Annotated in this window: 10 protein-coding genes; 7 read left to right on the forward strand and 3 right to left on the reverse strand. The window is 57.9% G+C overall.

What is annotated here, in order from left to right; translation table 11 throughout:
* Positions 1-118: 118 nt before the first annotated feature.
* A complete protein-coding gene (locus AC2FLU_RS03330; protein ID WP_496808291.1) occupies positions 119-1,858 on the forward strand; it encodes an adenylate/guanylate cyclase domain-containing protein in 1,740 nt (579 codons plus the stop codon).
* Between the two features lie 48 nt (positions 1,859-1,906).
* On the opposite strand, the gene AC2FLU_RS03335 is transcribed toward AC2FLU_RS03330, so the two are convergent.
* Positions 1,907-3,475 carry a 2-isopropylmalate synthase gene (locus AC2FLU_RS03335; RefSeq protein ID WP_480483242.1) on the reverse strand — a complete coding sequence of 523 codons (1,569 nt, stop codon included), beginning with the start codon at positions 3,473-3,475 and terminating at the stop codon, positions 1,907-1,909.
* Between the two features lie 289 nt (positions 3,476-3,764).
* On the opposite strand from AC2FLU_RS03335, the gene AC2FLU_RS03340 reads away from it, so the two are divergent.
* Complete coding sequence (locus AC2FLU_RS03340; RefSeq protein ID WP_496714939.1) at positions 3,765-4,430, forward strand: SDR family NAD(P)-dependent oxidoreductase; 666 nt, start codon at positions 3,765-3,767, stop codon at positions 4,428-4,430.
* Between the two features lie 4 nt (positions 4,431-4,434).
* Here the strand turns inward: AC2FLU_RS03340 and AC2FLU_RS03345 are convergent, their stop codons facing one another.
* Positions 4,435-5,916 carry an MORN repeat-containing protein gene (locus tag AC2FLU_RS03345; protein ID WP_496714941.1) on the reverse strand — a complete coding sequence of 494 codons (1,482 nt, stop codon included), beginning with the start codon at positions 5,914-5,916 and terminating at the stop codon, positions 4,435-4,437.
* A 153-nt stretch (positions 5,917-6,069) separates the two neighbouring features.
* Between AC2FLU_RS03345 and AC2FLU_RS03350 the strand changes: the two genes are divergently transcribed.
* The 3 genes from AC2FLU_RS03350 to AC2FLU_RS03360 all read left to right on the forward strand — a co-directional run bounded on the left by AC2FLU_RS03350 (position 6,070) and on the right by AC2FLU_RS03360 (position 9,730).
* Positions 6,070-7,728, forward strand: a complete 1,659-nt coding sequence (locus tag AC2FLU_RS03350; protein ID WP_496808290.1) for an NAD+ synthase — start codon at positions 6,070-6,072, stop codon at positions 7,726-7,728.
* Positions 7,729-8,036: 308 nt separating this feature from the next.
* Positions 8,037-8,261, forward strand: coding sequence for a hypothetical protein (locus AC2FLU_RS03355; RefSeq protein ID WP_245220582.1), 225 nt, complete (start codon positions 8,037-8,039; stop codon positions 8,259-8,261).
* A gap of 137 nt (positions 8,262-8,398) precedes the next feature.
* Positions 8,399-9,730 (forward strand): NAD(P)/FAD-dependent oxidoreductase, encoded by a 1,332-nt coding sequence (locus AC2FLU_RS03360; protein WP_496811861.1) that lies wholly within the window; start codon positions 8,399-8,401, stop codon positions 9,728-9,730.
* A gap of 4 nt (positions 9,731-9,734) precedes the next feature.
* On the opposite strand, the gene AC2FLU_RS03365 is transcribed toward AC2FLU_RS03360, so the two are convergent.
* Positions 9,735-10,667: an MBL fold metallo-hydrolase gene (locus AC2FLU_RS03365; RefSeq protein ID WP_480554179.1), complete on the reverse strand. Its 933-nt coding sequence runs from the start codon at positions 10,665-10,667 to the stop codon at positions 9,735-9,737.
* Between the two features lie 116 nt (positions 10,668-10,783).
* Here AC2FLU_RS03365 and AC2FLU_RS03370 point away from each other — a divergent pair, with 116 nt between their 5' ends.
* Complete coding sequence (locus tag AC2FLU_RS03370; protein ID WP_496808288.1) at positions 10,784-11,218, forward strand: DUF1801 domain-containing protein; 435 nt, start codon at positions 10,784-10,786, stop codon at positions 11,216-11,218.
* 75 nt (positions 11,219-11,293) lie between these two features.
* On the forward strand, positions 11,294-12,619 hold the full coding sequence (gltX, locus tag AC2FLU_RS03375) for a glutamate--tRNA ligase (protein WP_496808287.1): 1,326 nt from the start codon (positions 11,294-11,296) through the stop codon (positions 12,617-12,619).
* The last annotated feature ends 12 nt before the right edge of the window (positions 12,620-12,631 follow it).

A 12,631-nucleotide genomic window follows, 5' to 3' on the forward strand; every position in this document is an offset into this window, starting at 1 on the left:
CACCAGACGACATGTTGAAGGCGCACGCCACCTCGCCGATACACGCCCTGCATGTACCGATTAAAATTCTTGTTCGGTCAGGGCATGCGGCACTAGACTTGGCGCTGGGGGGATCGCAATGAATCGCAGACTCGCAGCAGTTCTGGCAGCAGACATGGTGGGTTACAGCCGCCTGATGGAAGCGGATGAACAAGGCACCTTGGCCCGTTTGCGCACTCATAGGATCGAATTAATCGACCCGTCGATCGAAAAAAACCGAGGCACTGTTATCAAGACAACCGGCGATGGGATGTTGGTCGAGTTCACCAGCGCCTGCGATGCCGTGGCTTGTGCCGTCGAAGTCCAGAACCGGATGTTTCGCAGAAATGCAGATGTGCCTAAGGATCAGCGCATCCAATTTCGGATCGGCATCAATCTGGATGAAATCATCTTTGAAGACGGGGATATTTTCGGCAGTGGGGTCAATGTGGCCGCGCGCCTGGAACAATCTGCCTCTCCTGGTGACGTGTTGATTTCCGGCGCGGTGCACAACCAGGTGACCAGTCGGCTGGATCTTCGCTTTCAGGATCTGGGGGAGATTTCGCTCAAGAATATTTCCCAGCCGGTTCATGCCTTCCGCGTTGAACTGGACGCGCCTGCTGCGGCGGCTGGTGAAAATTCCAAAGAGGACGGCTCAACCAGAGTCGTCAAACCGACAATTGCGGTTCTGCCGTTCGAGAACATGAGCGGCGATCCCGAACAGGAGTTCTTCGTCGACGGTTTGACTGAAGACCTGTTAACAGAACTCAGCCGTCGGCACGAGTTGTTCGTGATTTCGCGCAATTCCAGTTTCGTCTACAAGGGGCAGGCCGTGAACCTTCGCCAAGTCGGCGAGACTCTGGGCGCGCAATACATCGTCGAAGGCAGTGTGCGCAAAGCCGGAAATCGCCTGCGCGTCACGGTACAGTTGATCGACAGTCAGAACGACGCCCATATCTGGGCCGAGAAATACGACCGTGACCTGGATGATATTTTTACCATCCAGGACGAGGTCACTTCGGCAGTTGTGGCGACACTGCCGGGCCGCATCGAAGCGTCGCAACAGGAAGACTTAAAGCGAAAGACCCCTTCAAATTTCGCGGCGTATGAGTGCGTTCTGGCCGCAAAGGTTCTGCACCACCGCAGCACACGTGAGGACAATGCCGAAGCGATGAAGCTGATCGAGCGGGCCATCGAACTGGACCCGGAATATGCTCATGCCCATGCCTGGCGCGGTTGCATTCGCGGTCAGGCCTGGGGGTACGGCTGGGCCGAGGACGGCGAGGCGATGAAGATGCTGGCGTTGGATTCGGCCAAGAAGGCGGCGTCACTGGACGATAACGATGCCGACGTACACAGACTGATGGCGGCGGTGGAAATTTTGCAAAATGACCTTGGGCGCGCCCGCTACCATCAGGAACGCGCGCTGTCTTTGAATCCAAACTACGATTTGGTCGTGGTGCAGATGGGAGAGTTGCTGACCTGGTCTGGTCGGCCCGAGGAAGGCGCCGGGTGGATCGAAAAAGCGATGCGTCTGAACCCCCATCATCCGGCCCGGTTCTGGAGCCATTTGGGCAAAGCCCATTTCGGCGCAAAGCAATATGAAGCTGCGATCGAGGACTTTTCGCGCTTGCCGGCATTGGATGTGGTTCAGCACGCCTATGTTGCGGCGTGTCACAGTTGGCTGGGCAACGAGGCCAAAGCCCGCCAACATGTCAAGGAAATCCATGTGTCACAGCCGGATTTGACTGTTCAGGACCTTGTCGCGAACCTTCATTACGGACGCGAAGAGGATTTGCAGCATCTTATCCAGGGGCTGGCTAAGGCCGGATTGTCCTGAGGTAAAAAACGGCCCGGAAGTTCGGGCCGTTTTCTGGAGCTTCGTCGATCAGGTCAGGTCTTTATAGCTGATCTCGCGCGCATCTGCGCCCGGTCCAGCCTTTTCACGGCGCACGATCAGGCGGTTGAGAGCGTGGATATAAGCCTTAGCTGACGCCACGACGGTATCGGTGTTTGCCGACTGGCCTGTTGCGATCATGCCATCCTCTTCCAGGCGCACGGAAACCGTTGCCTGCGCGTCCGTGCCCTCGGTTACGGCATGAACCTGATAAAGCTGAAGACGCGCCGTGTTGGGATAAATCGCACGAATCGCCTTAAAGGTTGCATCCACCGGGCCGTCGCCATGTTCGGTGGCGATTTTATCCACGCCTTCAACTTCCAGCTCGACCGTCGATTCCGCCTGACCACCCGTGCCGCAAGTCACCTTCATCGAAACCAGTTGCAGGTGGTCGTCAGCCTCGTCCAGCGTCATCAGCGCAATGAGATCGTCGTCGAACACCTCTTTCTTGCGATCCGCCAGATCCTTGAACCGGACGAAGATATCCTTGAGTTGGTTGTCACCAACCTCAAACCCTAGCGTTTCGAGCTTGTCGCGCAAGGCTGCGCGGCCCGAATGTTTGCCAAGCGGCAAGGATGTTCCCGACAGACCAATGTCCTCAGGACGCATGATTTCAAAGTTTTCGCGGTTTTTCAGCATCCCGTCCTGATGGATGCCACTTTCATGGGCAAAAGCGTTCTTGCCGACAATTGCCTTGTTGAACTGCACCGGAAAACCCGAGACCGTCGCAACCCGACGCGAGATGTGCATGATCTTGGTGGTGTCGATGCCAGTGTGCCACGGCATGATATCGTTGCGCGTGCGCAGTGCCATGACCACTTCTTCCAGCGCCGTGTTGCCTGCGCGTTCGCCCAGACCGTTGATGGTGCATTCAATCTGGCGCGCACCGCCTGCGACAGCGGCCAGCGAGTTCGCGGTCGCCATGCCAAGGTCGTTGTGGCAATGGGTGGCAAAGATCACGTCATCCGCCCCCGGCACCGTTTCGATCAGCCGCTTGATCAGGTCCGCGCTTTCCACCGGAGCGGTATAGCCCACCGTATCCGGGATGTTGATCGTGGTTGCCCCGGCCTTGATCGCGATCTCGATCACACGACACAGGTAATCCCATTCGGTTCGGGTCGCGTCCATCGGAGACCACTGCACGTTTTCGCACAGGTTGCGCGCATGGCTGACCGTTTCGTGGATCTTGTCGGCCATCTCGTCCATCGTCAGATTCGGGATGGCACGGTGCAGCGGTGAAGTGCCGATGAACGTGTGAATGCGGTTCTTCTCGGCGTGTTTTACCGCCTCCCAGCAGCGGTCGATATCGGCAAAATTCGCGCGGGCCAGACCGCAGATGCGGCTGTTTTTCGACCGTTGTGCAATTTCGGTCACAGCCTTGAAATCGCCTTCCGACGCGATGGGGAAGCCGGCCTCGATAATATCGACGCCCATGTCGTCCAGCAACTCGGCGATCTCGAGCTTTTCGTCATGGGTCATGGTGGCGCCGGGGCTCTGCTCGCCGTCGCGCAAAGTGGTATCGAAGATCAAGACGCGGTCTTGGTCGGTCACGTTGGTCATGGGGTTCTCTTTCTTCTTCTGTCCTAAAGCCTATGGCGCGCTGGCGTCCTCCTCTGAGCGGGCGCGCCGGATGGCACGCTCAGAGGCGGATTAGGATCAGTAGGCCACGCAGCGACGCACCGCGAAGGGCGGTGTCGACACAAGGGATATCTGCGCGGTTGATCATGGGATAGAGGTTATACAGAGCCCGCCGGGAATGGAAAGAACCAATTTGCAATACGCGAACTTCTGGCAACTGCCCTTTTTTGACAGCCTTGATTGTTCGCACAGCGCCGCTAGCTGGTCACGGATGGAAACTGCATTGATAATTGGTGCTTCTGGCGGAATTGGCGCAGCTGTTACCGGACGGCTGGTTGAGCAGGGCGTTTCGGTCACGCGTTTGTCCCGGTCGGAGGACGGCTTTGACCTGACTGATCGGGACAGGACGATGCTGATGCTTGAAAGCCTGCCAGACCAGTTTGATCTGATTCTGGTGGCTTCGGGCGCGTTAGAGATAGACGGCGCTTTGCCGGAAAAGACCATTCGGGCGATTTCAGCCAAAGCCATGATGGATCAGTTTGCGTTGAATGCCGTTGGTCCGGCATTGGTGCTAAGCCGCGCGTATCAGCTGTTGCCGCGACATAGACGATCTGTATTCGCGGTGCTTTCGGCGCGGGTGGGATCAATCGGGGATAATCGGACAGGTGGTTGGATCAGCTACCGTGCGGCTAAGGCAGCGGTCAATCAGGTCGTCCATACCGCCGCAATTGAATTGGCCCGAACACATAAACAAGCAATTTGCGTCGCCCTTCACCCCGGCACGGTAAAAACAGAGTTCACGAACAAATACCTGGGTCGTCATCCTGCCGTCGAACCTGAAGCAGCCGCCGACAACCTGTTGAACGTGATACGCGGGTTAACGCTGGCTGATACCGGTGGGTTCTATGATTGGGCCGGTAAGCCGGTCCCGTGGTGAGCCCTCACCCGTCCGAGCTTCCGGTTGCCTCAGTATTTGCATCCGGGCCGGGTTGCGGGGCAGGGGTGTCAGCGTCACTCTGCTGGTCCGAGGTCTGGTCCGGCAACACGCCGTTTTCCCAGACACCGCTTTCCTCCTGGCCGTTGGCATAGCGCATCGTCCCACTGCCCTGCCGTTTGTTGTCGACAAAGCTGCCCTCATACACGTCGCCGTTCGAGTAGGTGGCGGTACCCACGCCGTTGATTTTTCCGTCCGACCAGTCGCCCGAATATTTGAACCCGGCGGGGGTTACGATTTCGCCTTTGCCATGCCGTTTTCCGTTCTGGAAATCACCGATGTAGACCGTGCCATCGGAATAGGTCGCCTTGCCTTTGCCCTGACGCACACCTTCAACCCAGTCGCCGTCATATACCGAGCCATCTGCGCGCGTAACCACACCTTTGCCGTGGCTTTGCGCGTTTTTGAATTGGCCTTTGTAGATCATACCATTGGTATACGTGGCCGTGCCTTGACCCTCGATAACACCCGCGATCCATTCGCCTTCATAGGTCGATCCGTCCGGATAGGTGATGCTGCCGTTTCCTTCGGCCAGATCGGCAACGAAATCGCCGACATAGACAGAGCCATCCGGATAGGTCACTTCGCCTAGGCCTTCAATCTGCCCGGCGTTCCAGTCGCCGGTATACACAAAGCCGTCTGTTCCGGTGAACGTTCCTTTGCCGTGGCGACGGTCGTCGACAAAATCGCCTTCGTAAACATCCCCCTGCGCGTGGGTCACTTTGCCCTTACCGTAGCGGCGCCCTTCTTGAAGTTCGCCTTCGTATATATCGCCATTGGAATAAGTCAGGCTGCCCGTCCCGGTGATCTGGTCGCCGGACCAATCCCCTGAATACACCATTCCGTCGGGCATCGTCTGCGTGCCGGTTCCATCGCGCAAACCTGCGTTGACGTCGCCGTCGTAAACGCTGCCATCCGTATAGGTGATCCTGGCCTTGCCCTGCCGCTCACCGTCGACCCAGTCGCCATCATAGATATATCCGTCGGGAAAACTCAGCACGCCTTTGCCATGTCGCTGAGCGTTCCTGAACTCACCCTCATAGCGCGTGCCGTTCGCGAATTCAGCGATGCCGGTGCCGTTGATTGACCCTTTGGACCAATCGCCCTCGTAGCTGCTGCCATTGGCATAGATGATCTTGCCGCGCCCTTCGGGCTGACCCTTGGCGAACATGCCTTCGTAGACTGACCCGTCGGGGTAGCGTGTCGTACCCTGACCCTGAATTTCGCCTTCTACCCACTGCCCCGTGTATTCAAACCCATTCGGCAGCCGATACGTTCCTGTCCCGTGCCGCAACCCGTTCTCGTAAGTGCCTTCATAGACACCGCCAACTTCATCATCCTTGACGATGACAGTCCCGTCCTGCGCGAAAGCAGTGGCAGCTGCCAGGCTCATCCCCGCTGCCAAAATTGAGTTTCGGATCACGTTCATTTCTGGTCCTGTCTGCCCGGTCGTCGCTGGTGATATCTCTTGCGCAAAACTAAGGTACCGTTGCAGGCAGAGCAACGGCTTTTGCCGCATTGGTCTTTTACTCGCGCGGTGATCTGCTAAATGGCAATAGGACTTACGAGGCAAGAGGGCAGCATGGCCGACCGTTTCCGCATCACTCTGGCGCAACTGAACCCGACCGTTGGCGATATCGAAGGCAACGCAGCAAAGGCCTTTGCGACATGGGAACAAGGCAAGGCAGCGGGCGCGGATCTGGTGGCTTTCCCCGAGATGTTCATCACCGGCTACAACACGCAGGATCTGGTTCTCAAACCGGTATTCCACCGCGCAGCCATGTCTGCGGTTGAAGCGCTGGCTGCAAAATGCGCCGAAGGTCCTGCAATTGCCATAGGTGGTCCCTGGGTCGATGATGGAAAGCTGTACAACGCCTACCTGATCCTGAAGGGTGGCCGGATCACCAGCAAGGTTCTGAAGCACCACCTGCCGAACGAGACGGTGTTCGACGAAGTGCGCCTTTACGATGCGGGACCTCTGGGTGGGCCGTATTCGGTAGGGAATTTCCGGATTGGCAGCCCGATCTGCGAAGACAGCTGGCACCCGGACGTGGCAGAAACGCTGGAGGAAACCGGGGCCGAGTTTTTGTTGGTCCCCAACGGGTCGCCCTATTTCCGGGATAAATACGATGTGCGGTTGAACCATATGGTCGCGCGCGTGGTCGAAACGGGACTGCCACTGATTTACCTGAATATGGTTGGCGGGCAGGATGATCAGGTCTTTGACGGTGCCAGTTTTGGCCTAAACCCGGGCGGGGAATTGGCGTTCCGGATGCCTGTTTTCGACGAGCTACTCTCTCAAGTCGACCTTGAGCGCGGCGAAGACGGCTGGCGGATCGCATCAGGTGAAATCGTGCCCCAACCGGATGAGTGGGAGCAGGATTACCGCGCGATGGTGCAGTCTCTTCGCGACTACATGGGGAAAACCGGTTTCAAAAAGGCGCTGCTGGGTTTGTCCGGCGGGGTTGATTCCGCGCTGGTCGCGACCATTGCAGTCGATGCCATCGGGGCCGAAAATGTCCGCTGCGTGATGCTCCCGTCGGAATACACCAGTCAGGCCTCGCTTGACGATGCCGAGGCGGTCGCCAAAACGCTGGGCGTGCATTATGACTACGTGCCGATCTCGGACAGCCGTGCAGCCGTTACCAGCACTTTGGCACCCTTGTTTGCAGGGCTGGATGAAGGGTTGACCGAAGAAAACATTCAATCCCGCCTGCGCGGGTTGCTGTTGATGGCGATCTCGAACAAGTTTGGCGAAATGCTGTTGACCACCGGCAACAAATCCGAGGTCGCCGTGGGCTATGCCACGATCTATGGCGACATGAACGGCGGCTATAATCCGATCAAGGATCTTTACAAGACCCGTGTGTTCGAAACCTGTCGCTGGCGCAATGCCAATCACCGCAACTGGATGATGGGCCCTGCAGGCGAAGTGATCCGTCCCTCTGTCATCGACAAACCGCCCAGTGCGGAACTGCGCGAAGATCAGAAAGACAGCGACAGCCTGCCGGATTACCCGGTGCTGGACGGAATACTTGAGATCCTGGTTGATCAGGACGGATCGATCGCGGATTGCGTCGCCGCCGGGTACAACGAAGCAGATGCTCAGAGGGTCGAACATCTGGTCTATATCAGCGAGTATAAACGGTTCCAGTCCGCCCCCGGTACGCGCCTGAGCAACCGCGCGTTCTGGCTGGACCGGCGGTATCCGATTGTGAATCGCTGGCGTGATCGCCCTTGATTGCCGCAATTCGCGCGCTGAATTGGAAACTGTGAGAGGCTTAGCGCGCCTATTGTTTTCATATTTTTCTTCTTTGATCCGCCAGGGGCGCTAAAACCGGCCTCTGACTTGCTGTTGCGCCAAGTTTCTGCCACATTTTGGCTTGAAAATTGCCCCATGTGGGGCGGATGCGGCGCAATTCTCAAAGTCGCAAGCTGATTTTGATAATGTGTGGCGCATCCGGGGTTGGATGTCTGAGTAAATGGTTTGGTTTTGACATGTATAGTGAATATCAGAGATCGCATCATGCTCTTTTGAAACGGCGGACGATGGAATCTCCGCCGCAGGAGTTGGATGAGGAAAAGCTGGAAGCGGCGATTGCCGGTGTCCTGAATGAACAGCGGCTGTCCGACGAACAGGCAGCGGCGTCGCTTCGGGCTGAGTTTCCAAGCTTGTTGCCGCAGAAGGACGTAACCGCCCAGACCGTGCAAAAAGACACCGGGTTGACCGCGAAGCTGCGTCAGAAATGGGCGGAACTGTCCGGCGCAGCGTGATGTGCTGAGGATTTTCGATGCCGTTGGCGTCTGGGCCACAGGCGTCATAAATAGTGCCAACATTGAGACAATTTGTGTTGCCAAACTTCTAGACCTTGGTCCCCATACGGGTTCAGGCGACAGAGTAATGCGTATTTATGACGGCACCAAAACCGAACCCCGTAGAATCCGATCTTGCCCTTCCCAAATCTGTTGATGTCGTCGTTGTTGGCGGCGGCATAATCGGCGTTTCAACAGCGCTGGAACTGGCAGAGCGCGGCGCTTCCGTCCTTTTGTGCGAAAAGGGACAGATTGCGGCTGAACAAAGCTCGCGCAATTGGGGGTGGGTGCGTTTGGGTATGCGAGACCCCCGCGAAATTCCCCTGATGCAAGAGGCGTTGCGGATATGGCCGACCCTTGATGCCCGCCTGGATGGCAATACCGGATATAGGCAATCCGGCATTCTTTTTGGCGCGTCCGGCAAGCGGGGCGAAGTCAATCTGAAGCGTTGGATGCGCCATGTAGAAGGATTACAGACCGGGGCAAAAATGGTGTCGGGACGCGAGTTGGCAGAGTTGTTGCACGGGCATGAAACCGGCCTGACATCTGCCCTGTACATGCCGCAGGACGGGCGCGCCGAGCCGCAATGGGCTGCCCCGGCCATAGCCGAAGCCGCACGGCGTCTGGGTGCTGTAATCATGACAGGCTGCGCCGTGCGAAGTATGGATATTCAGGATGGGCGTATCGCGGGTGTATTCACCGAGCGCGGCAAGGTCGCCTGCGGGCGCGTGGTTCTGGCGGGGGGCGCGTGGTCGCGTTTGTTTGCGGGTAATGCAGGTATCAACCTGCCGCAGCTTAAGGTTCTGAATACGGTTCTGCGGACCTCTCCGGTGAAAGATGGGCCCGAAACTGCGCTATGGTCGGATGATGTTGCGATCCGAAAGCGCGCTGATGGGGGGCACACCATCGCGTCCGGACATCAGAACACGGTCGATATCGTACCGGACAGTTTCCGGCTGGGGTTGCAGTTTCGCTTTGCCTTTGCGCAGGAATGGAAATCCCTGCGCTTTCGCTGGTCAAATCAGTGGGCTATCGAGGCCCGTCAAAACAGAAGATGGTTGCCGACCGACATAACCCCGTTCGAGCTCTGCCGGGTTTTGGATCCTGAACCTTCGCAGAAGTTTTTGCGACAAGCCTGGGCCAGTGCACGAAAAGGATTTCCTGCCTTGCTGGATAGTGAAATCGTCCAAAGTTGGGCGGGTATGATTGATGTCACCCCCGACGCCATTCCCGTAATCTCGGGCGTGGATGACATGCCGGGTATGTATATCGCCACGGGCTTTTCCGGCCACGGCTTTGGCATCGGGCCCGGCGCCGGCCGCCTGACAGCGGACCTTGTCACTGATTCAACCCCTTGTGTGGATCCGACCGCGTTCCGTCTGTCTCGGTTCACTGACGGCTCAAAAGTGCGACCGGATCCAGGTTACTAGGGGCTTAGCCCATCATCTGATAGCTGACTGGAACAAAGCGGAAGCCCTCGCCCCGTGTCTCGACAAAGCCCGCGGCAGGGAAGGGCATGTGATAGCCGACCATCGGCACCTTGTCGGCTGCCAGCATGCCAAGAACGTTTCGGCGCGCGGCGGTTGCGGCGGCCTTGTCCATGTCAAACCGAACCTCCCATTCCGGATGGGCAAAGGACCACACGTAATGGTTGGCCAAGTCCGCTGTCAGCAGAAGGCGCTGTCCGTTGCTCTCCAGATGATAAACCGTATGACCCGGGGTATGGCCGTGGGCCGCAACCGCAGTTATGCCTGACGCCACTTGCTCTCCATCACCGACAAAGCTCATCTTCTCGGCCATCGGTGTGACTTTTGCGGCCACAAGATCACCGACATTGTTTCCGGCCTCCTGCGCGGACCAGAAATCGTATTCCGTTGCCGAAGTCACATAGCGTGCGTTGGCAAAGGTCGGTGCGCCATCCGTTGTCATGCCGCCAATATGGTCGGGATGCATGTGGGTCAGTACGACAACGTCGATCTGATCCGGGCTGACACCTGCATCGGCCAAAGCGGCCTGAATGCCGCCCTGCCCAAGACCGGTGTCGAACAATACCAGTTCCGATCCGGTGTTGACCAGTGAGGGGGTAAAGAAGAATTGGGCGGTGTCGGCGGGAATAAAGTTCTCGGCCGAAACCTTTGCGAAGTCTTCATCTGACGCTCCGCCGCCAAAGATATCCTGGGCGCCATCGCGGGGCAGGCTGCCATCCAGCAAGGTCGTGACGGTAAAGTCGCCGACATGGAATGACTTGGCGATGGTCGAGTTGGCCTTGGCGTCAGAGCCTGCGGCCAAAACCGGCGCTGCTGCCGTGGCAAAGGGTAAGGCGGCAGCAGTTCCCAAGGCGGCGCGGCGAGTAAGTTTGATCGTCATTATCGTTCTCCCTGTCAGAACACCTTTGGAAAAACTAGAACGGTGTGAGATTCTGACCAGATGTTACGACATCCACGCAGGGTGCATGGATGAACAATACGTGTTAATTTTTGTTCATGTCGCGATCGCAGAACAAAACCGTTCCAACGGATCAAAGTGTAGAAGACTTCCTTAATTCGGTCCAATCAGAACGTCGGGCCGAAGAGACGCGCGCTCTGGACGACCTGTTTCGGGCTACCACCGGATTTGATCCGGTCATGTGGGGCCCGTCGATGATAGGGTATGGCCGTTATCACTATCGCTACGCCTCGGGCCGAGAGGGCGATTTTCTGGCAACCGGATTTTCCCCGCGCAAGTCGGCGCTGGTGATTTATATCATGCTGGGTTACGCGGATTTTGGCGGCATTCTGGCCCGGTTGGGTAAGCACAAGTTGGGCAAGTCCTGCCTGTACGTGAACAAGCTGGTGGATATCGACATGCAGGTTCTGTCGGAACTCATTCGCGCCGGGTTAGACGACCTTGACAGGATATGGCCCGTGGAACCGCGTTGAATCACCTGATGGATCAAGCGGCGGCTGGACAAAAACGCGCCCATGTGACAAGAGCCGCGCCAACAGGAGACACCCATGACAACCACCCGTTTCGCCCCGTCGCCCACCGGTTACATCCATGTGGGCAACCTGCGCACCGCCCTGATGAACTATCTGATCGCCCGCAAGGCGGGCGGTACGTTCATCCTGCGCATCGATGACACCGACCCCGAGCGCTCGAAAGAGGAATATGTCGATGCCATCAAACAGGATCTTGAGTGGCTGGGTTTGCACTGGGATCGCGTCGAGCGTCAATCCGAGCGTTTGGATCGCTACGCCGAAGCGGCTGACAAGTTGCGCGCGATGGGGCGGTTCTATGAAGCGTTTGAGACGCCCACCGAGCTGGACCTGAAGCGCAAGAAACAGCTGAACATGGGCAAGCCGCCGGTTTATGACCGTGACGCGCTGAACCTGTCGGATGCCGAGAAGGATGCGCTGCGCGCTGAACGTGGCAACGGTGTCTGGCGTTTCAAGCTGGATCACGAACGGATCGAGTGGACCGATGGAATTCTGGGCGACATCTCGATCGATGCGGCCTCTGTCTCTGATCCGGTTCTGATCCGTGGTGATGGGCAGGTTCTTTATACGATTGCGTCGGTGGTGGATGACACTGAAATGGGCGTGACTGATGTCGTGCGCGGCTCGGATCACGTGACCAACACTGCGACCCAGATTCAGATCATCAAGGCACTGGGCGGGGATTGCCCGCGCTTTGCGCATCACTCGCTGCTGACCGGCCCGCAGGGCGAAGCTCTGTCGAAACGCCTGGGTACGCTGGCCCTGCGCGATCTGCGTGAACAGGGCGTGCAGCCGATGGCACTGCTGAGCCTGATGGCGCGACTGGGTTCGTCCGATCCGGTCGAGCTGCGCTCGGATATGGCCGAGTTGATCGACGGCTTTGACGTGAGCCGGTTTGGTGCCGCGCCGACCAAGTTCGACGTGCAGGACCTGTTCCCGCTGACCGCCAAATACCTGCAATCGCTGCCGCTGGCGAATGTGGCCGATGCTGTCGCGGATGCCGGGGTGCCTGCCGAACTGGCCGAACCGTTCTGGGCCATGGCGCGCGAAAACATCACCACTTTGGCCGACCTCAAAGGGTGGTGGGACCTGTGCCGTGACGGCGCCGAACCGTTGGTTGCCGATGAAGATCGCGAATTCATCGCTCAGGCCATGTCGCTGCTGCCCGAAGGCCCGTTCGATGGTGAAACCTGGGGAGCCTGGACCAATGCCGTGAAAGAGGCAACAGGCCGCAAGGGAAAAGGCCTGTTCATGCCGCTGCGCAAGGCGTTGACAGGTGCAGAACGTGGCCCGGAAATGGCGGCGTTGCTGCCGTTGCTGCAGGTGATCCGCGCGCGCGTCTAACGCGGTAGTACG

The organism is Ruegeria sp. SAZD013 (assembly GCF_059612525.1).